Source organism: Bacteroidota bacterium (genome assembly GCA_016183775.1).
GTDB lineage: Bacteria > Bacteroidota > Bacteroidia > JABDFU01 > JABDFU01 > JABDFU01.
The window spans coordinates 34,474-57,739 of sequence record JACPDY010000019.1 but is presented as its reverse complement, the minus strand read 5'-3'; the positions used below and the strand labels follow the sequence as shown (position 1 = coordinate 57,739).

At 40.2% G+C, this 23,266-nt stretch carries 13 protein-coding genes and 1 pseudogene; 12 read left to right on the top strand and 2 right to left on the bottom strand.

What is annotated here, in order from left to right; all coding sequences use genetic code 11:
* Positions 1–165 precede the first annotated feature (165 nt).
* The gene (truA, locus tag HYU69_02770; protein ID MBI2269260.1) at positions 166–987 is read right to left on the bottom strand and encodes a tRNA pseudouridine(38-40) synthase TruA; all 822 of its coding nucleotides are present in this window, start codon (positions 985–987) and stop codon (positions 166–168) included.
* Between the two features lie 172 nt (positions 988–1,159).
* Between truA and HYU69_02765 the strand changes: the two genes are divergently transcribed.
* The 9 genes and pseudogenes from HYU69_02765 (at position 1,160) to HYU69_02725 (ending at position 10,479) form a co-directional block, all read left to right on the top strand.
* Positions 1,160–2,146, top strand: coding sequence for an AAA family ATPase (locus HYU69_02765; protein ID MBI2269259.1), 987 nt, complete (start codon positions 1,160–1,162; stop codon positions 2,144–2,146).
* 115 nt (positions 2,147–2,261) lie between these two features.
* Positions 2,262–2,645, top strand: coding sequence for a four helix bundle protein (locus HYU69_02760; GenBank protein ID MBI2269258.1), 384 nt, complete (start codon positions 2,262–2,264; stop codon positions 2,643–2,645).
* A gap of 40 nt (positions 2,646–2,685) precedes the next feature.
* Entirely contained in the window at positions 2,686–3,558 is an 873-nt protein-coding gene (locus HYU69_02755; GenBank protein ID MBI2269257.1) for a DUF58 domain-containing protein, read from the top strand.
* Between the two features lie 152 nt (positions 3,559–3,710).
* Positions 3,711–4,844 (top strand): hypothetical protein, encoded by a 1,134-nt coding sequence (locus HYU69_02750; GenBank protein MBI2269256.1) that lies wholly within the window; start codon positions 3,711–3,713, stop codon positions 4,842–4,844.
* A 12-nt stretch (positions 4,845–4,856) separates the two neighbouring features.
* On the top strand, positions 4,857–5,864 hold the full coding sequence (locus HYU69_02745) for a VWA domain-containing protein (GenBank protein ID MBI2269255.1): 1,008 nt from the start codon (positions 4,857–4,859) through the stop codon (positions 5,862–5,864).
* 4 nt (positions 5,865–5,868) lie between these two features.
* A pseudogene (locus HYU69_02740) lies at positions 5,869–6,859 on the top strand (VWA domain-containing protein).
* Positions 6,846–7,595: a tetratricopeptide repeat protein gene (locus HYU69_02735; protein MBI2269254.1), complete on the top strand. Its 750-nt coding sequence runs from the start codon at positions 6,846–6,848 to the stop codon at positions 7,593–7,595. Before HYU69_02740 ends, HYU69_02735 begins: the two are co-directional and overlap by 14 nt.
* Positions 7,596–7,738: 143 nt before the next feature.
* Positions 7,739–9,577 (top strand): protein BatD, encoded by a 1,839-nt coding sequence (locus tag HYU69_02730; protein MBI2269253.1) that lies wholly within the window; start codon positions 7,739–7,741, stop codon positions 9,575–9,577.
* Between the two features lie 89 nt (positions 9,578–9,666).
* Positions 9,667–10,479, top strand: coding sequence for a tetratricopeptide repeat protein (locus tag HYU69_02725; GenBank protein MBI2269252.1), 813 nt, complete (start codon positions 9,667–9,669; stop codon positions 10,477–10,479).
* A 76-nt stretch (positions 10,480–10,555) separates the two neighbouring features.
* Here the strand turns inward: HYU69_02725 and HYU69_02720 are convergent, their stop codons facing one another.
* The gene (locus tag HYU69_02720; GenBank protein ID MBI2269251.1) at positions 10,556–12,094 is read right to left on the bottom strand and encodes a hypothetical protein; all 1,539 of its coding nucleotides are present in this window, start codon (positions 12,092–12,094) and stop codon (positions 10,556–10,558) included.
* A 203-nt stretch (positions 12,095–12,297) separates the two neighbouring features.
* Here HYU69_02720 and HYU69_02715 point away from each other — a divergent pair, with 203 nt between their 5' ends.
* The 3 genes from HYU69_02715 to HYU69_02705 form a co-directional block, all read left to right on the top strand.
* Entirely contained in the window at positions 12,298–17,058 is a 4,761-nt protein-coding gene (locus HYU69_02715) for an SBBP repeat-containing protein (protein MBI2269250.1), read from the top strand.
* 30 nt (positions 17,059–17,088) lie between these two features.
* Positions 17,089–20,193, top strand: a complete 3,105-nt coding sequence (locus tag HYU69_02710; protein MBI2269249.1) for a T9SS type A sorting domain-containing protein — start codon at positions 17,089–17,091, stop codon at positions 20,191–20,193.
* Between the two features lie 256 nt (positions 20,194–20,449).
* The coding region (locus tag HYU69_02705; protein ID MBI2269248.1) for a hypothetical protein at positions 20,450–23,266 on the top strand (2,817 nt) is incomplete at its 3' end.

The following is a 23,266-nucleotide window of genomic DNA, read 5'->3' as shown; positions in this document are numbered from 1 at the left end:
ACTCAAAAAATGCTGAATCAATTTCAAATCGTCTTAGCAACTAAAAGCCCTGTAACTCAATAATAACAATACTTTCAAAGAACGTTATATATAAACATCAAAACAGTAATGACTTAACAATTAATGCTAAAAACAAATGCCACAAAGACACGAAAGCACAAAGTTTCACAAAGATTTTTCTTCACTTTTTACTTTCCCTCGTCCCTCGCCCCCTTCACTCATCCCTCCATTCAATATTCCATCCTTATACTCTACTTTCATTAAATACAATCCGCAAGCAGGCGCCGAAAATCCCGCCGCCGAGCGATCCTTACTTTCAATGATGCGGCAAAAATCATCAACAGTTAACTTTCCTTTTCCTATATCAACCATAGTGCCAACAATCGCCCTCACCATATTGCGTAAAAAACGGTTGGCTTTTATCGTAAATACCAATCCATTATTAATTACCTCCCACTCCGCTTTCATTATAGTGCACAAATTGGTCTTTACCTGTGTACGTGAGCGGCTGAAGCTCGTAAAATCGGTATAGTTAAACAGTTTGGCGGCTGCTTCATTCATTTGCTCCACATCCAGCTGCTGCGGACAATAATAAGACCGATCGAGCAGGAACGCGTCCTTTTTATGATGCAGAAAATATTGGTATGTACGTGAAGTGGCGCTAAACCGGGCATTAGCCTTTTCATGTACCGGAATTATTTCATGAACTGCCATATCGTGGGGAAGCACAACATTGAATTTATACATCCACAATTCATAGTCGTCCATGAGGTCGGTCTTTTCCACCTCAAAATGTGCATAAAAATCGCGGGCATGAACACCGGTATCTGTGCGGCCGCAGCCTATCATGTTTATCTTCTCACCCAGAATAGATGAGTACCTGATATTCATAATTTCCTGTATGGTATCAGGCGTATTCGCCTGCTGCTGCCAGCCGTGGTACTGAGTACCAACATAGGATAGTCTTAAAAAATAACGCTTACGCATATTACGAATCGAATTACCACGAATCGAATATACGAATATACCCACCTATCACATTCGTAACATTCGTTTACATTCGTAATTCGCACGAGTTAACATTTTTTAACACTTTAAACACCCTTTAAACTATACCATAGAGTTAAATTTGCGTCACAAATAAAACACCCATTAAATTATGACGGATATTAAAGAATTGAACGAACGTATTCAAAAAGAAAGCGCGTTTGTTGATATGATCAACCTTGAGATGGATAAGGTGATCGTTGGCCAAAAATACATGGTTGAACGTTTATTGATCGCCATGCTCTCGAACGGACACATTTTACTTGAAGGTGTACCGGGCCTTGCAAAAACACTGGCCATTAAATCGCTGGCTGCAACAATTCATGCCAATTTTAGCCGCATTCAGTTCACTCCCGACCTGTTACCGGCCGACCTGATCGGTACCATGATCTACAATCAAAAGAAAGAAGAATTTACCATTCGCAAAGGCCCTGTCTTCGCGAACTTTATATTGGCCGATGAAATAAACCGTGCTCCTGCCAAAGTGCAAAGCGCTTTGCTGGAGGCAATGCAGGAAAAGCAGGTCACTATTGGTGATGAAACATTCAAACTGCCCGAACCTTTTTTAGTTCTTGCGACGCAAAACCCCATTGAACAGGAAGGTACCTATCCCCTGCCCGAAGCGCAGGTAGACCGATTTATGCTGAAAGTGGTGATCGGGTACCCTACAAAAGAGGATGAAAAAAAGATCATCCGCCAGAATCTCGCCCATACTGCAGCGACTGTGAATAGCATTTTAAGCACTGCTGAAATACTGAATGCCCGCAAAGTGGTGAAAGATGTATATATGGACGAAAAGATCGAGAAATATATTGTGGATATTGTTTTCGCAACCCGTTACCCATCAGAATACAAACTTGATAAATTCAAACAGCTTATCAGTTTCGGCGGATCGCCGCGCGCAAGTATTAACCTCGCGATGGCTTCAAAAGCTTATGCGTTTATTAAACGCAGAGGTTATGTTATTCCTGAAGACGTTCGCGCGATATGCCAGGATGTGCTGCGTCACCGCGTTGGATTGACTTATGAAGCGGAAGCAGAAAATATTACGAGTGAAATGGTTGTGAATGAAATATTGAATACGGTGGAGGTACCATAGAGGGACGAGTGAAGGGGACGAGGGACGAGGGAAAAATAGGGAGATGAGTGAAGGGGACGAGAGACAGGAACAAGAATGGAAAGTAAAAATTTAAATAAATAAAAAACAAAAAGAAATGAAAGACAGTCTTGATAATTTAGGATTTTATATCAAATCACTTGAATTATGGGATAAGTGTTGGGATGACTGTGAGTTGCTGGGAAAAGATTTCAGGGGGATAGAAGTTGCAAAACAACTGATAAGAGCAGTTGGGTCAATTTCGGCCAATATTGAAGAAGGATATGGCAGAGGCTATGGAAAAGAATATCCTCGATTTCTAAGAATTTCAAGAGGATCTGCAAGAGAAGCTAAAGGATGGTATGTTAAATCAAAGTTTATTTTGAGTAAAAAAGAAATTGACGAGCGTGTTTCAGTTATTGATCAAATTATAGCAATGGAAACAAAATCAATACAAACACTCGAATTAAAACGGGAAGCAATTAGTTCAATGAAAAATTAATCCCTTTTCACTTTCACTCGCCCCTCGTCCCTTTTCAAAAATGGAAACAACAGAACTCTTAAAAAAAGTCCGCAAGATCGAGATCAAAACGCGGGGTATCTCCAACCAGATATTTTCGGGAGAATACCACAGCGCGTTTAAGGGTCGTGGTATGGCTTTTAGCGAGGTTCGGGAATATCAGCCCGGCGATGATATCCGTGCAATTGATTGGAACGTTACAGCCCGATTCAATCACCCGTTTATAAAAGTATTTGAAGAAGAGCGTGAACTGACAGTAATGTTACTGGTTGATGTAAGCGGTTCGGAGAATTTCGGAACACAAAAACAATTCAAAAAAGATATGATCACTGAAATATGCGCCGTACTTGCGTTTTCAGCGATCAAGAACAATGATAAGATTGGAGTGATATTCTTCAGCGACAAAATAGAAAAATACATTCCTCCTAAAAAAGGGAAAAGCCATATTTTACGCATCATTCGTGACCTTATCGAATTTAAACCGGAAAGTAATAAAACAAATATTGAACAGGCTTTGCGCTTTTTTACAAATGTGGTAAAAAAGAAAAGCATCGCTTTCCTGATCTCCGACTTTATGGCTGATGGTTATAAAGACGCTCTTAAGATCACCAACAAAAAACATGACCTGATCGCCCTGCGTATATATGACAAACGTGAATTTGAATTGCCAAACATTGGTCTTGTTAAATTAAAAGATTCCGAAACCGGTCAGCTGAGCTGGGTTAATACTTCCAGCTACGAAGTTCGCTCACATTACAGCACGAATGCTAAAAAGCGAGAATCATATCTGAAGGACATGTTCAACAAATGCGGTGTTGATACTGCTACAATAGGAACTCATCAATCGTACATACAGCCTTTAATGAATTTATTTAAACAAAGGGAGAGTAGATGAGGCAAGTTGTTGGTTGTTGGTTGAGCGGAGACAGAAGTCAGAAGTCAGAAGTCAGAAGTTAGAAGTTAGAAGTTAGAAGTTAGAAGTTAGAAGTTAGAAGTTAGAAAGTTAGAAGTTAGAAGTTAGAAGTTAGAAGTTAGAAAAAAAAGGAAATGAAGAAAGAGAAAAATAAAGTTGGCCGTTGGCGGTCGGCAATTGGCAATAGGTTTGCTATTTTTTGCCAACTGCTTATTGCCCTTTGCCAACTTTCTTTTTCTTCAAGCGCACAGGATATAAGAGTATCGGCCAATATCGACTCGAACGCCATACGTATTGGTGAACAAACGCAAATACATCTCTCTGTTCAGTACCGCGGCGATAAAGGAAATCTAAAGATCCAATGGCCTACTCTAAAGGACACTATAGTTGGTAAAGTTGAAATAGTAAATGCTTCTAAAATTGACACCACTATTCCCGATAAAAATGAACCGCTCTTATTTGTCCAAAACCAACATGTCACCATCACTTCCTTTGATTCGGGTTTTTACGCGCTGCCTCCCTTCAAATTCGTTATTAACGGAGACACCGCTCACCCTTATGAAACTGAAGCGATGTTATTACAGGTAAACAACGTTCCCATTGATACAACACAGGCCATTAAAGACATTAAGCCTCCTTTATATGAACCCTTCAGCTGGCGCGAACTTATACCTTACGCCTATTGGGTGTTTGGAACTATACTGGCCATACTCGCAATTGTTTATATTGTAAAAAGACTTAGCAAAGTAAAACCGAAAACAATTGTTGAACCTAAATCAAAAATACCGCCGCATATATTGGCATTGCAGGAGCTTGAAAAACTTAAACAGGAAAAGTTATGGCAGGAAGGCAAAGTAAAACAATACCACAGCCGGTTAACCGACATACTTCGCTTATATATTGAAGCCCGTTTTAAAATACCCGCATTGGAACAGACTTCTGATGAAATCATGTCGAACTTCAGAAGTGTTTTGATTGATGAAGAAAGCAAGAAGAAAATAAAACAGATATTTCTTGTGGCCGACCTCGTAAAGTTCGCCAAAGAGCAACCTTTGCCAACTGAAAATGAATTAAGCCTGGCTAATGCATTTGACTTTGTAAATGGAACATCAAGGGAAAATGATGGTTCTACAGGCTCACCCTCAAAAGTAGCCGAAACAGGTAATAAACAGGAAGAAATAAAAAGTAGCGTAGGACAATTATCAGATAAGAGTAATAATATTATAACAAACGAAGATCCAAAGTCCTCTCCCCCGGAGAGGATTTAGGTGAGGCCTTTTATGTTCAACTACAACGACATAACATTTGCAAACCCTGAGCTCCTCTGGCTGCTCCTGGTAATACCGGTGTTAATCGCCTGGTACATCTGGAGGAACAGAACTGCCAAAGCGGAAGTTTCCATTTCAACGCTGCAAGGTCTTGCCGGATTACGCATTCCTTTAAAAGTATATTTACGCCACAGCCTGTTCGCGTTCCGTACAATTGCCATCGCCTTTTTGATCATCGCTATCGCCCGCCCGCAGGCACGTTCAAGCTGGAAAGATATTTATTCGGAAGGGATTGACATTGTTATTTCAATGGACATTTCGGCAAGTATGCTCGCCCAGGATTTTAAACCCAACCGCCTGGAAGCTTCTAAAGAAGTCGCCATGGAGTTCATTGACAGCAGACCTAACGATCGTATAGGGCTTGTGATATTCAGCGGCGAAAGTTTTACACAATGCCCGCTCACAACCGATCATGCTATTATTAAAAATCTCTTTGCGGGCATCAAAACAGGAATGATAAACGACGGGACAGCGATCGGGATGGGACTCGCGAACGCTCTAAGCCGCATCAAAGACAGCCAGGCAAAAAGCAAAGTGGTGATACTGCTCACCGATGGCGTTAACAACCAGGGCTCCATCGCTCCTGTCACCGCCGCTGAGATCGCTAAAACTTTTGGAATACGTGTTTATACAATCGGCGTTGGAACAAAAGGCAAGGCACTCTCGCCTGTGGCACGTTACCCGGACGGAAGTTATGAGTTCGATTACATGGAAGTTCAGATCGATGATAAAATGCTGAGCGAGATTGCCGCAATGACAGGAGGAAAATATTTCAGGGCAACTGATAATAAAAAACTAAAACAGGTTTATTCGGAGATCGACAAACTTGAAAAAACAAAGTTTGAGGAAAAAAGTTTCACCAACAAAGAAGAACACTTTTTGCCATTTGCCATAGCCGCCGGTCTGGCCCTGTTACTTGAGTTATTATTAAGATATACTGTTTACCGAAGCATTACCTGATACCATGTTCAGACTAGAAAACATACAATATTTATACGCCTATCTGCTGATCCCGGTATTCGTGCTGTTATTCATACTGATGAAACAATGGCGCAAAAAAGCCATACGTTCGCTGGGCGATACGGAAGTGGTTCAGCAACTGATGCCGGATGTATCTACAGCGAAACCCACAATGAAGTTCATTTTTTTGCTGCTGGCTCTGTCGCTGATAATTTTGGGTGTTGTCAATCCCCAGATCGGTTCAAAATTACAAGAGGTGAAACGAAAAGGGGCTGATGTAATGATCGCGCTCGATGTTTCCAACAGTATGAAGGCCGAGGATCTTTCGCCGAATCGCCTGCAGCGGGCTAAACTCGCCATATCAAAACTGATAGATAAGCTGGAGGGAGATCGCATAGGCATTGTTGTATTCGGCGGAGAGGCTTATGTGCAATTACCCATTACAACAGATTACGCCGCTGCCAAACTTTTTCTCGAGCCTGTCCATGGAATCATTCGGACAGGATGTAGGAAAAAACAAAGCTATCATTGTAATAACAGACGGCGAAAACCATGAAGACGATGCATTGAAAGCAGTAGAGGAAGCTGCTGACAAAGGCATATCGGTGAATACGATAGGCATGGGTTCGCCAAGCGGATCACCCATACCTGTTTACAGAAATGGAACCCAGGTCGGTTTTAAAAAAGACAGAGAAGGTAATACAGTAATAACAAAACTGAATGAACAAATGCTCCAGGAATTGGCGGGTGCCGGAAATGGTGTATATGTTCGCGCCAGCAATTCGGAAACCGGGCTTAATGTGATATTAGATGAAGTAAACAAACTGGAAAAGAAAAATTACGAAAGTAAAATGTACAGCGATTACGATGATAAATTTTATTATTTCCTCGCTCCTGCCCTGCTCCTGATCATACTTGAACTATTGATCAGTGAACGTAAAAGCAAGTGGCTGGAACGGCTAAATTTATTCGAAACAAAAAATGACCAGATATAATTCATATATATTACTTTTTGTTTGCTCCCTGATTGGAACCTTTGCTTCTTTTGCACAGGATGATCATGTGCTGATCCGTGAAGGAAACAAGAACTACGAAAAAGGTAAATATTCGGAAGCCGAACAAAGTTATCAGCGATCACTTCAAAAGAAAAATGATTCGTACAAAGGCACGTTCAACCTGGGCGATGCCTATTACAAACAAGGCAAATACAAAGAAGCCATCAACCAGTTTCAAATGTTGTCGAATAAAAAAACAAGCAGTGATACACTGGCAAGAACCTATCATAACCTGGGGAACTCTTACCTGAAGAATTACCTGTCGCAACCAAAAATGATCGCGAATGACTCAATGAACTCTGATAAAGAGAGTATGTTAAGCAACAGCGTGGAAGCATACAAAAAAGCGCTTAAAAACAATCCGAAAGATGAAGACACCCGCTACAACCTTTCGTACGCCTCACGGTTACTGAAAGAACAAAAGAAACAAAATCAACAAAACAAAAAGGATAAGGACGAAGACAAAAAAGACAACAAGGATAATAAAGACAAAAGGGAAGATAAAAAGGATCAAAAACAAGATCAGAAGCAAGAGCAAAAGCCACAGGATAAAATATCAAAAGAAGACGCGCAACGCTTGCTGGAAGCTTCAAACAATGAAGAAAAAAATACACAGGAAAAATTAAAACGCGAAAAAGCTGTTGGCAAAAAGACTGCGATTGAGAAGGATTGGTAGGGTTGGAAGTCGGAAGTCGGAAGTCGGAAGTCGGAAGTCGGAAGTCGGAAGTCGGAAGTCAGAAGTCGGAAGTTAGGAGTTAGGAGTTAGGAGTCGGAAGGTGGAATTTGGAAACCGGAAGAGGTATATAGAAATACAATAAAATGAAAAAGACAATAGAAAATATTTCAATTGCATTATTGATCGGATTGGCTGTTGTACTGCTCACATCCGACTTAATGGCACAAGGTTTCACTGCTGCAGTCAGCAAAAACAGGGTCGCGGTTGGTGAACCATTTCAAATTGAATTCGCTGTGTCCAATGGCGGAGCGGATAACTTCAAACCACCGGCAGCTTTAAAAGATTTTGATATTTATTCAGGTCCCAATCACTCTAATTCCGTTCAGATCATAAATGGCAGTATGTCGCAGTCAACCTCCATCTCCTATTATATCGCGGCAAAACGTGAGGGCAAGATCACCATTGGTCCGGCCAGCATTACGGTGAACGGCAATAAAAAAGAATCGAACAGCATTACCATTGAAGTATCCAAAGCCAGTAGCGGGAATCCCAATGCGGGCAATCAGGGAGGAAACCAGGGCAATGCAGCTGCAGCTCAGAGCAGTGATGAAAATTTATTCGCACGCACTTCGGTGAACCGCACTAAAGTGTACCAGGGAGAACAGATTACCGTAGTGCACAAAATATATACACGGCTGAGTTTAAGGGGATTCCAGGATGTGAAATTCCCTACTTATAACGGATTCTGGTCTCAGGACGCACCTCAAAAAGGGCAGATCACACTCAGCAACGAAAACATTGAAGGTGTGAATTACAGCGTGGCTGAATTGAGGCGCACCTTTTTATTCCCCCAGCGCAGCGGAACACTTGAAATTGATCCGATCAACGTTGAATGTGTAGTACGTCAACGTTCCCGTCAGCCGCAAAATGTATTCGACCAGTTTTTCGGAACAGGAGGTTATGAAGATGTGCTGATGAAAGCTAAAAGTAAACCTGTTAAAATTGAAGTGATGCCTTTGCCGGAAACCAATAAGCCCGAAAATTTTTCCGGTGCTGTAGGTAATTTTACATTTAAGGCAAGTATGAACAAAAACAAAGTGAAAACAAATGAAGCAGTTAACCTTTCCATCAGCATATCAGGCAGCGGAAACCTTAAGCTGATCGATGAAGTTAAGGTCAATGTGCCTGAAGACATTGAGAAATACGACCCGAAAATAAATGACAACATCTCAGCCAATAATTCCGGAGTTTCCGGGAGTAAAAGTTTTGAATACCTCTTGATACCAAGACATGCCGGTGAATATAAAATTGACCAGGTAAGTTTCAGCTATTTCGATCCCGATAAAAAAACCTATATCACTCTTCCTTCTCCTGAATTTTCCATTAACGTTGAGAAGGGAAAAGATGATGACAACACTTCACCCGCGGTTATGACCACTATTCAAAAAAAGGATGTAGCTGTGGTGGGCAATGATATACGCTACATAAAAACAAACAATATTCAGCTTAAGAAAAAAGACAATGGTTTTTGGGGTTCTCGTGGATTTTACGGAGGTCTCCTCTCCCCTATGCTATTGTTCGCGGCATTTATCCTTGTACGGAGAAAAAACATTAAAGATAACAGCGACCTGGTATTGGTTAAAAGTCGTAAGGCAGGCAAGATGGCAAAGAAGCGTCTTGTACAGGCAGAAAAACATTTGAAAGAAAATAACAAAGAGCCTTTCTACGAAGAAATATTCAAAGCCCTGTATGGCTATCTCAGCGATCGCCTGAATATTCCCTTTGCCGAATTAACAAAGGAAAGCATATCAGCTATGTTGAGATCAAAAAAAGTAAATGATGAAACCTGTCAGAAACTTGAAACCATATTAAGTAACTGTGAATTCGCAAGGTATGCTCCGTCATCCGTATCGGGAGATTTGCACGGTGCATACAATGACTCGGCAACCATAATTACACAAATTGAAGATCAATTAAGTTAATATTTAGAAATTATAATACAATGCCCAATTCAATAACATCTGCCTCTTTGCCACCAAAGCACAAAAACACAAAAACCCACAAAAAAACTTTGGTGAAATTTGGAGCTTTCGTGCTTTTGTGGCAAAATATATCTACAAGAATATCGTCAATTTGGCATTCTCTACAAATTATCCTTATATTATTTTCTGGTTCACTGTTCGCGCAAAGCAACGAAGCCTTCCTTGACAGCGCCAATACTGCCTATTCAAAAAATAAATTTGATGCAGCCATAAAACATTATGATCAGATAATAGCAAATGGATATGAGTCGCCGGAAGTATATTATAACCTTGGGAATGCCCATTACAAAAGCAGTCATATAGCATTAGCTATTCTTAATTATGAAAGAGCGAAAAAACTTTCTCCGGCCGATGAGGATATCAATTACAACCTGAAAATGGCGAATGCAAAACTGGTAGATAAAATAGAATCCCTGCCGCAATTGTTCATAACTGATTGGTGGAATAGTTTTATCCTTTCTTTGTCGGAAAAAACCTGGTCCATCATCTTTATTGCATTCATATGGACTGGCTTTGCGGGTTTATTGATCTATTTTTCAACAAAAAACCGGTCAACCAAACAGCTTGGATTTACTATATGTATAGTGGCATTTGCATTGTCTTTGTTCTTCCTGTTTGTCGCCCGTAAAAGCAACCAGATAAGTATGTCACGTAATGAAGCTATTATATTAACATCAAGTGTAAGTATCAAGGGCTCTCCTTCAGAACAAGGCACCAACCTGTTTGTTTTACACGAAGGCACCAAAGTACACCTTGAACAAACCAACGGCGATTGGCTGGAGGTTAAAATACCCAATGGCAACAGGGGGTGGATAAAAGCGGCAGATCTGGCTGTGATTTAAAAAGGGTAATCGGTTACTGATTACTGATCACTGATCACTGATTACTGATTACCGATTACTGATTACCGATCACCGATTACTGATTACCGATAACCACCTTCACTCTCTCCTTCACCACGTCTGCGAATGGCCGACCTTCTATTTTACTCTCAAGCCAGCTTATATAATCAAAATCACTTATAAAGGATCGTTCAAACTTATTATTCCTCAATTTTTCAAATGCCGATTTTAATTCACTCATTGACTTAATAAGCTGCTTACCATTAAATTGATTTTTAAATTGTTGCTTCAGAAATTTCAACAAAAGGACTTCAGCTTTAGAAGCAGTATCACGCTGCTTATAAAGATGTCGATACGCTGATTTCAATGAATACTCAAGCATATCCGAACTTCCTGTTTCAAAATCAACAATGATCCTGAATAATTTTGATGCTTTAGTATAACCCGTGCCTATCGGAGAATTGTAATTTATAATGCTGCTCAGATACTTATTGCATTGCTTATAGTCGCGCATTCCAAAATAAGTGAATGCAACAAAATAATTAAGGCTTACATTTATGATCTCTAAAAATTCGTTTTTATTCTCCAGGTGTATCAGATCAGATTTCCTAGCCTTATTTATTAATAATAAACCTTTTTCAAATTCACCAATGTGACAATAAATACTTAGCTCAAGAAAATAAGCCATAATTAAATACTGTTTCCTGTCTGCCTCCGCTTTAAAACTAATTTGCTTCAGCTTGTCCAGGTATCCGAATATTGAAGAGGAATACCTGTCAAGGAGAACAATTGAAAGCGCGTAGTTATATATGGATTTAGCGTATTCTTTAGGATTATTCTGAATATAATCCGGCTGCTGCTCCATCAGCTTAAGCAATTTTTCATTCGTAGTCAATGCTTCGGAATAATTATGCATCGCGGTATGATAAACTGACTTGGCCAAATAATTGTGTAAAAGGGCGGAGAAACTGAGTCCATTTACATCGGCAATATAAAATCGTTTAATAATGTTTCTGAACCTTTTATCATCATCCGCATTTTTAGTTTGATTTAGCTTTCTGAAAGTTGAAAAAGCCACACTCTCAAATAGTAAATTTTTTTTTATTTCCAATTGCTTATTCAACACGCGACTGTACTCTGAAAAGTGATCCTCCAGATCACTCAGACCGATATTTACGTAGTTTTCGGCTTTTATTAAATTTATTTCCCAGTTAAAGAGCTCAAGCCATATTTCCCAGAACTCAAACTTCTCCGCCTTTTTCTTTGCCTGTTGAAGTATCTTTTTTGCCTGGTCTGTCAGACCTTTGTTCCGCAAAATTTCTATATGATCAATTTCCGCTTTTAATTTATTTTTCACTGAAGCATTAGCATTGTATGAACGGAGACTGTTTAAAATCGCGTTATATAATCTTGCTTTCAGTACCGAGAGATTAGAAATATACTTTTCAGATCGGATCAACTGAGATTCATCATATTCATCCTGCTTTTCAATCGCATCAAACAACCGGACATAATTATTCTTTTCACTTTTTACATGCTTTGAGGAAAACAACTTAAAGTGTCGTTTTTCCGACATACTTAATGACTTAATAAGTGAAAAAAGGTGCTTCGACATCTAATCAGAAATGAATGAATAAATGAAATAATTAATTAAATTTAGTCATTTTATGAGTTATTTCATAATATATTATATAAACAGAAATGAAGTAATTACAACAAGTTGATTTGTTTTCACCTGATTTATTCCTCAAATTGCATGTAACAGTTAAGTCTTTTGACTGAAAAAAAACGGAATTGATCATCCTTAATATTCCAACTATGCAAAAAAGGTACTTTCCTCTCTTCATCACATTATTTATCGCAACGAGCTCTTTTGGGTTTGCTGATGGTGACAAATCAAAAGAAAAATTCATCCTTTCACCTGAAAACTCTATTGATACCCGATCAACTGAGTTATTGTTCGAAAAAAACAGGGGACAGTTTTTAACTTCCGAGAAGAAGTTGGCTGAAAACGTATTGTACAAATGTGAGTTCAATGGGCTTGAAACTTATCTTACCCGAACCGGACTTAGTTATGTGTACCGGAAATTTATTTTCGACTCGCTTCAAAAAGGAGAGGAAGAATACCCTTTGCTGCCCGGCAGAAAAACAGAACATGATGAGAAACACAACAAATTGCTCGGTGAGCAGACTTACAGGGTGAACCTCGCACTTGAAAATACCAATAAAAATTTCACTGTTTCTGAATCTGACAAAAATATATTTTATACGAATTACTATACAGCACAACACCCGGAAGGCATTACAAATGTTCCTCACTACGGACAGGTACAATATGAAAATGTATGGGACAACATTAACTGGAAAATAAAAAGTTCGGGCCGGGGGCTCAAGCATGAGTTTGTTTTAAATGAAGGCGCGGACTTAACAAAAGTTAAATATAAAATTGAAGGTGCCGAAAAAATTGAGATCACAGAAGGGCGACTTAAAATAATTACACCTTACGGGACAATTGAAGAAAATGAACTCTACTGTTTTGTTGAAAAGGAAGGCGTGATAACTGAGGTAAATGGGAAATACAAAATTGAAAGAAACGGGAGTATTGGTTTTGATATTAACTGGGATGGGAAAGGAACACTTGTGATCGATCCGAATGTATTATGGGCAACATATCATATCGCAAGATCCAGCACAGGCGGTGCATACAGGCAAATGATTGTTGATAAGGCGGGAAATTTGTTTGTTTCCGGTTCAACCACTCCTGCAAGTGGTTTTCCTGTTTTGAACCCATTTGGAGGGGCTTATTTTCAGGCAACTATTAGTGGAACAAGTGATGCTTTTATTCTGCGATTCTCACCGGGAGGAGTAAAATTGTGGGCAACATTTTATGGAGGCTCTGGTGATGATAATGCCTGGTCTGTAAAACCTGATAATCTTGGAAACATATTGGTCGCAGGTAATACCAATTCAACAGATTTTCCGGTTCAAAACGCCTATGACCCAACAGCAAATGGTATCAACGATGCATTTGTAATGAGTTTTAAAGATTCCGGAATAAGAAATTGGGCAACCTATATCGGAGGAAGTGCAACAGATAATGCATATTCTGTAGCAGTAGATTTATCTGGAAATGTATATATAACCGGATCAACAGCCTCCACTAATTTCCCTGTTATCAATCCGGGCGGAACAGCATATATTGACGCGACTGCCGGAGGAGGAGTTTCCGGATCTGATGTTTTTATCGTTAAACTTACAAAAGCGGGAATGCCTTTGTGGTCGACTTATTATGGAGGATCCGGAGGAGATGCCGGGTTTGCTATAACGGTTGATATTTTTGGCAATATTTACATTACAGGACAGGCAGGTTACTACGGGGGAAATTTTCCGGTGTTTAATCCCGGGAGCGGGGCCTATTACCAAGGTGTTTATGGTGGAGACCCGGGTGGAGGTTCTGTTGTATTTGGAGACGCATTTATTCTGAAATTCAATGCCAGCTTTGCACGGATATGGAGCACCTATTACAGCGGAGCAGGTAGTACGAATGAATCAGGATGGGGGCTAGTCACAGATGCCTGTGGGAATCTTTTTGTGATAGGATGTACCGATTCGCCCAACTTTCCCACATTCAACCCAGGCGGTGGTGCTTATTTCGACAACACCTATAATAACGGAACTCCTGACGGCTCTGTTAACGGAACATCCATATATGATCTTTTCATACTCAAATTTGATATTACCGGTGTGCGTAAATGGGCCACTTTATTTGGTGGAACCGAAGGCGAATACAATTCTCCATGGGATGCTGATAATTCTATCTCAATTGACTCTGAAGGAAAAATATATATAGCAATTGGTACATATACCAATAATATGCAGGTATACAATCCCGGATCGGCATACAGCTTAGGGCCGGTTAATGCTGCCAGGGAAAGTTCATACCTGATCGTGTTTACAAATAACGGAGTGCTTGCCTGGTCAACATATATCGGGGAAGACGGAGTGCTACCTCATAGTGAGGAACCTCATGGCGTAAGTGTGGATGGAAGCGGAAATATTGTTTATATGTCAGGAAACAATTCATATTGCACATTTCAATTAAAAGACCCGGGCGGCGGGGCTTATGTAAAGGGGCATAGCGGAAATGGCTTTAACTATGGTTATGATATGTATTTTATTAAATTCTCCCCGCTTAATACACTTAATTCGTCTGGCTTTACTGCCACTCCTAAAACCGCATGTGCACCCTTAACTGTAAACTTTACCAACGCAAGCACAGGTTGGGACACCTACACATGGAATTTTGGGGAAGGAACGCCTGCTACAACGTATAATACTTCGCATGTGTATAATACTCCCGGGATTTACCCGGTTTCATTGATCCTAAAAAAAACTTCGACCTGTGTGAATGATACATTGCGCGATACCATCAAGGTGCTTTCGTGCAACATTAATGGTGTGTCAAAAAAATTAACGGTTTGTACAGCAGCCTGCCCGGTTATTACAGCAAGCACCAGCGGACCATCTCCTTATACCTATAGCTGGAACACGGGTGCAACCACCCAAACCATTAACCCTTGCCCTTCAGCGAATACCACTTATTATGTAAAAATTACAGACGCTGCAGGAGTAACACATACAGATACAACTTATGTTACTATTTCTCCTGTAATAAATGTGGTGATCTCAGCCAGCTATGCGACCTGCAGTGGTTCAAGTACAGGTAGCGCCACGGCAAATGCGGGCAATGGTGTTTCTCCTTTTTCCTACAACTGGAGTAATGGTCAAACAACAGCTACCATTATTAATTTAAATGGAGGTATATATAGCGTTACTGTAACCGATGCGAATGGGTGTACAGGAACAAAAACGGTTAGCATTACAACTTATCCAACGTTCTCCATTGCCACCTCATCAACACCGAGCAAATGTACCGGAGGAAAGGACGGAACGGCAAGTGCGACAGCTTCAGGAAGCACGGGCACGTTCAACTACTCATGGCTACCTCCAATATCATCAACTTATAACTCAAACAGCAACATTGCACAATTATCAAGCGGAACATATGCCGTTGTTGTTAAGGATGTGAATGGCTGTACAGCTTCAACAACTATAGTTGTCCCTCAAAACCCTCCGCCATCGCCCGCATTTACCGTATCGCCTGACACTGTTATTTGTGCGGGCACTGCTATCTCATTCACACACACGGGTACAACAACGGGCGTAACAAATTACGGCTGGACAAATTACTGTCCTGCTCCATTCCTGAGTACAAGTGCCTCTACGCAGAATTACTCATACTCATTTGTTTCTGCAGGAACTTACACCATAACCCATTCGGTAAATTTGGGATCGGGTGCTGCCGCCTGCAGCGAAAGAAAAACGGTTACGATTGTTGTAACGAACTGCGATGGCACCAATCCGGGGGTTGCCGCTTTGGGAGGCGGTTGTGTTACAAGCGGAGATTGCAGCAAAAACATTAGCGCAGTGTCAGCAGGTGGCACCCCGCCTTATACATACAGTTGGAATACCGGAGCAACTACTTCTTCGATTTCACCTTGTGCCACAAGCAATACTACTTATATTGTAACGGTGAAAGATGCCCTGGGAGCCACTAATACGGCAGCCGCAACGCTAAGCATTATACCTTCTGCCAACTTTACCAAATCAACAGGAAGAACAATTTGCATTGGCACAACTGTAAACTTTACAGGGGTATCAACCGGGGGAGCAACCTATAGCTGGACAATTGGTGCTCCCGCGAATGTAAGTGGTACAACAGTGAATTACTCTTACAATTTTTTATCGACAGGCACGTATAGTATTTATCACTCTGCTTCCAGTGCAACCTGCGGAGCATCACAAAGAGATACAATAATTGTTGTCAATTGTTCAGGCCCCTCCGTAACTGCAACTGGCAGTTCGGTGTGCCCGGGTTCCTGCGCAACGGTAACATCAACCGGCGCAGGCGGTACCAGTCCCTATACTTATTCATGGAGTAACGGCAGCACAACACAAAACATTAATCCTTGTCCCGTTACAACTACTACTTATACTGTTACAATAAGAGATGCGGGTGGAACTACTGCTACCACCACAGCTACGGTTACTGTTAATCCTGCTGTTTCGGTTACTGTCTTACCTACAAATATAACCTGCAATGGAGGTACAAACGGTTCAGCTACTGCAACAGTAAGCAGCGGCACAGCACCTTTTACCTATAACTGGAGCAATGTGGTTCCGGGTTCGGGGTTCCAGGTTTCAGGTTTAAGCGCAGGGGTCTATTCGGTTACTGTAACAGATAACAAAGGTTGTACAGGAAGTTCATCTGTCACAATAGCTGCTCCACCCTCCTTGTCCGGACAATTTACAAAAGGCACAGCCAATTGCGCAGCCTGTGGCTGTAAAGAATGGTTAATGATTACTGCAAGCGGTGGTACAAGCCCTTACTCCTACTCCTGGCCCGCTTCAGGCGGAATAGTGAACAGGTATAGAAACCAGTTATGCCCCGGATCGTATACTATAAATATTATGGACAAGAATGGCTGTAGTGTGAATATTAACCTGACAACGCCTTGATCATACTATTAGCAATTTTAAATTAAGGGAATGATTCTTAATTCAACAGCTAAAAGAAAGTTTTCTCGTTTATATGCAAGTCTTGCTATTCTATTTATTTTCATGACGTTAAATAAATTGTTTGCGGTTGATATAATCTATACAAATGGAAATCTTACCAACAATTGGAATGATCCATTAAACTGGTCAACTGGTGTAGTGCCCGGAAATAGTGATAAAGCTATATTTGATGTAACTTCTTCTGCGGACTGTAATATTAATGCAAATGCAAATGTCGCCGGTATTGATATACAGACAACGTACTCCGGTACAATCATTCAAAATTCAGGGATAACTATTACAGTAGGAACAGACAATTTTTCTATGTCCGCAGGCTCCTTTGCCGGGAGTAATGCTGCTATACTCATTAGTGGGGCATTTATTTTAAGCGGTGGGGTATATACATCTACTTCAGATACAATGACTATCTCAGGCAATTATACATTTTCATCAGGTTCATTTAACCATAATAATGGTACTGTAAAATTTTTCAATCCTTCTGGAAATGCAATCACACTTACCGGCAATACGTCATTTTATCACCTGAAGTTTAATTCAACAATAGCTGGTTTACCTCAAGTTTATACAATATCCGGAGGAACCATTTTTACCTCTAATCAAACACTTACTATTATTGGATCATCGTTGGTTAGTATTAATACCGGAATGATTGACGCAAAAGGCAACATACTTATAAAATATAATGCGGTTCCTAATTTTGGAACTAATGGTGGAAATGCTACTATTAACATTAATGGCACAGTTGATCAAACACTAACCGGTACTGGAGTGGCTGGGCTTGGCTTTATATGCTCGGTGAATATTAATAAAACGGCAGGAACGCTTTTTTTACAAAATGTAATCAGTGTTAGCGGTAACTGGACTTATACCCAAGGTACGGTCAACTATGGCACTTCTTCGGTGGTATTTAGCGGCTCACCTACGATAACCGGAACTCAATCTTTCAATAATCTGGAATTCATGGCTCGTACCGGACTAAACGCACCATTTATATTTACCATCGCATCGGGAACTATTTTAACAGTAGACGGCACATTGCTCTTTGATGATGCGCTTTTAAACAGCACATCTTATATACAACTAAACACAGGTACTATTGACGCAAAAGGAAATATACGGGTTTACAACAGAAGCACTGAGCCAACTAATTCAGGGGGGACGGCGACCATTCACGTTTGTGGAACTGTTAATCAAACCCTTACAGGAGAAGGGACAACAGGAAGAGGCAAGATGTGTAAAATCAATATCGACAAACCCAGCGGAACCCTATTTCTATCAAGCGTGATATCAACTAATAGCGACTGGACATGGACACAGGGAGCTGTTGATGCGGGTACCTCTACTGTAGTTTTTATGGATAAATCTCTTACAATAACAGGAACACATTCCCTTAACAAGGTAACCATATCAACTAACACTGTCTGTTTTATTACTATTTCTATGGCCACAGCGTTAACTATAAATGGAACCCTTACAATTAGCGGCATTGGTATAGTTCGGATAAATACCGGAACCATTAATGCAAAAGGAGATATTACAGTAACCAATATAAGTGCTTGGTGCGGTGGTACCGGCACCCTGAATATTAACGGGACTATAAATCAAACTCTTACAGGATCAGGAATTGAAGGAAGGGGAGCTTTGCCAAACATTATAATCAACAAATCCGGAGGTATACTTGCTTTCATAAGCATTATTTCTATCGGGGATTTAGGCGGGGGAGGAAACTGGACTTACACTTCAGGGACCGTAGATGCTTCTACAAATACCTCAAAGGTATATATGCTAAATGCTACAAATATTGATTGTGAAAATGGAGCAGCAAACATGAGTTTTTATGACCTTAAGTTTGGTGATTCAAACATCAAAACACTAACCGGAGATATCCGTGTAGATAATATTTTCACACTGGCTGATGGCAGACTTGACTTAAATAGCAATGCTCTCTACCTGACAAGTAATTCGGCTGGAGCGTTAACCCGAACAAGTGGTTATATTATAAGTGAATCTACTAATAATGAAGGGGAAATATTTTGGAATGTCGGCGCTACCGTTGGTTCATATATATACCCTTTTGGTACTATTGCTGGAACCTACATTCCATTAATTTTTCAATTAACGGCTGGAAATGCCGGATATGTATCTGTTTCCACTTATCCGACAGCATCGGATAATACACCCTACCCGTCAACACCTGACAACGTTACTAATTTACTTAGAGGGGGCACCGATAACAGCACAAATGTAATTGATCGCTTTTGGCAAATAGATAAAAACGGCCCAAGTGGTACGGCTACCGTTAGTTATACTTATGATCAGGCTGAAGTTACCGGCGGAGTTGTTGGAAATGAAGGTTTGCTTCAAGCTCAGAGATATAACACTTCTAACAATCTGTGGGATGCTGTACTCGCAGGACAAACAGCTGATGACGCTAGCAATGTTGTTACAGAACCGGGCATTACACAGTTCTCTCCCCGTACACTTGCACTGTCAAGCTCTCCGTTACCAATAGAACTTCTTAGTTTTACAGCAATACAAAATGACCGCCACATTGACTTATCATGGGTAACAGCTACAGAAACAAATAACGATTATTTTACCATTGAACGCAGCGTAAATGGTACCCAATTCGAGCCGATAGCGACAGTGCAGGGTGCGGGAAACAGCACCACAGTGAAAAAATATTCAACAGAAGACAGACAACCATTCATTGGTGTATCATATTACAAACTGAAACAAACCGATTTTGACGGAAACTACATATACTCGCAAATTGTACCCATCACATTTGAATACAGCAGAAAAAAAGATTTTTTTGTTTATCCCAATCCTTTAAATACTGCAACCGGGGACAACCTGTTGTTATCTTTATCAGGCCTTGAGAAGGACTCGTCTATTTTGGTTGTACTTCTTGATGTGCTTGGTAAAGAGCATTACTCTAAAATAGTTTTGGCTGATGGAGACGGCATAGTAAATGTTGTGATACAGAGTAGCACTCCACTAGTCGCTGGTGTTTATATAATCAGGGCAGCAGACAATAATAAATTGTTTTGTGAAAAGATTGTGGTTAAGTAGGGCTATTTTGAGTTCAATTGAAACATTAATAAAGAAGAAAATATACAGTTGAAATAGCTATAAGCAGGTGCATACAAACTGGAAATGAATACATTGGCTATTCCATGTGACTTTTAAAAGCTAAAAAATATATACACATGAATCCGTTTAAAATTTAATTAAAAAAAAGGACAAAACGGTCCAAGATTTAGAATTAACCTTGCAACACCTTGATCATAATATGAGAATAATTGATATATGTAAAATTGATCGGATATTGACAAAACACATTTGCATCTTTCTGCTTGCCGTAACCTTAACAGGCAGCGCTGTTAAAGCACAGGTTGCGGATTGGACGTCTAATCCATTTGAGCACCGTGCTTTTGTTAAAAACAATGGTCAATTTAACTTTTCACTTACTGGAGGTTCTCTAAAACCATTAAACACGCAAATACTATATGGCGCCAGCGCAAACGGAGTAGAACTATATTTTACTACAAATGGTATAACATACAAACACAACGAACTGATTCCTGCTACTGAAGAAGAGAAAGAGGAATTAGAAAAAGGAAGATCCTCTTATTTTAAAAATGAAAAAGAAGAAAGAAGTATTAATAAATCGGTACCACGATTTCTTTCGATCGAATGGTTAGGGTCAAATCCAAATTCAGAAATCATTGCTATGGAACCGGTTTCGTTTTATTACACCTATGGTAACATAGGTAATGATGGCGCATCCACCATTAAAGCCCCTGCGTGTAGAAAAATAATTTACAAAAATATTTATCAAAATATTGATGTTGAATATATACTTCCTGAAAAAGGCGGAGTGAAATATTCCATTATCCTTCATCCTGGAGCCGATCTCTCTCAGGTAATGATGCGCTACCAAAACGCAATTGGATTAATGTCTGATATTGAAGGTAATATTATCATTCAATCTGAATTTGGTGATTTTGTAGATCATGCACCAATAAGTTTTTACGAGAACGGGACAAAGATCGGATCGTCTTTTAAAATAAACGGGGATTCTGTTTCTTTCATACTGAACAAGCATAACAACTCCCCAAAAATTATCATTGACCCCTGGACATCCAGTCCAACATTTCCAAACAACAGAGCATTTGATATTAACTATGATCTTGCAGGCAATGTTTATGTATATGGATCTTCTCCACCCTACAAACTGGCCAAATTTAATAGTACAGGGGTTTTGCAATGGCAGTATAGTACATGGAGTAATTTCAACACGGTATTAAACCAATTTGAAGGCATGTATGGTGATTTTAGCGTTGATGAAGTTTCGGGAACAAGTTATATTGTAGAGGGATACGGCCAGGCAAGCGTATTAAAGATAAATACTATGGGGCTTCAAACGGGTATGTATCCAGGAGGCAATCGAGATATGAACGAAATGTGGCGTTGTGAATACAACCGTTGTATTAACAAAATAGTGATTGCCGGTGGCGGAACATTCGGCATCAACCAGGCAGCTATGCTTGATACAACTATGGCGACAATTACCCCCGTGAACGTGTTAAACACGACCAACTCATATCATGATTTCGGACTGCTGTGCATTGACCCATCAAGCTCCTTTTGTTATATGGGAACCAACAGGACAACCGCACCGTGGTCAACCAACCTTGATAATGTATTACTAAAATTGCAAGTTCCAAATTTGGGTTTACCTGTATGGTCAGTAAACAGTAATCATACATTTGTTGAAACCCAATCTCTTACCTTTTATCCTACTTACAATACGGTATTGGGCCCGATGGGCTACCCAAATGGGTTTAACGGTATGGCTGCCAGTCCCGGCTTTTTATATACATATGATGGGTCACTTTTAAAGAAATGGAACAAAAGCAACGGAAATTTTTTGGGGCAGGTGAATACAGGCGGCACAATGTTCGCTTCAGGAGGCCTAACAACTGACGGATGTGATAATGTATATGCCGGAACGGGTAATGTAATTAAAGTGTATAATTCAAGTCTTGTTCAGATAGGAACTTACCCTGTACCTAATACTGTTTACGACATAAAATTAGGACTGAACAACAAATTGTACGCATGCGGAGTTGGCTTTGTTACTGAAATCCTTGTAAGTAACTCCATTGGAAATGTAACAGTGAGTTCTGCTCCCCAAAGCGGTTGTAGTTGTAATGGTACGGCAACAGCAACTATTTCCTGTGGCAGCGGCAATTTGTCAGGTTATAATTATTTATGGGCTCCGGGTGGACAAACAACACAAACAGCAGTGGGATTGTGCCCGGGTACTTATACGGTAAACCTTACCACGAATTGTTCAAATACTATAAGTTCGACTGTAACAATATCGGGAAATACAGGAGGGCTTTCAATAGTATCCAATGTAATAAATAATGTTTACTGTAATAATGGGAACAACGGTAAAGCCAATGCAATAGCTGCCGGTGGCTTACCCGGATACACCTATTTATGGAATAATGGACAAAATACACAAACTGCTACCGGATTAAGTGCAGGCAGTTATACAGTAACTGTAACAGACAATAGCGGATGTACAAATAAATCAGTTGTAATTATCAGCCAGTCATCATCTGTAGTGATAATTGCTAAAACTTTTAATTGGAGAGTCTGTGAAGATTCGGTAAATTATAGCTGGGTAGCAATGAATACTGTGCTTGGTGGAACAGCTCCCTATACATACAACTGGAGTAATGGGCAAACAGGATCACCCGTTAAAGTGTTTAATTCAGGAATATACACAGTTACTGCAACGGATGCCTTTGGTTGTAGTGGAACTACAACAGTTATGGCTACTTTACCAACTAAATTCACTTACACATTAAGTACATCTTCTGTTCCCGCCCATTGTGGTAAAAACAACGGACAAGCCAGTATTACAGCAAATTCGGTTGCATTAACCTATATATGGCTTCCTGGGGGACAAACTACTACTGCTGTAAAAAGTACACTTACAGGCTTAAGCTCCGGAATATATACTGTTTCGACCAGTTACGCGGGCTGTCCGAAAACGTTCACTATATCAGTAACCGGATATTCCGGCTTACCATTAATTACAACTGCTTATGCAGCCTGTGTTGCAGGC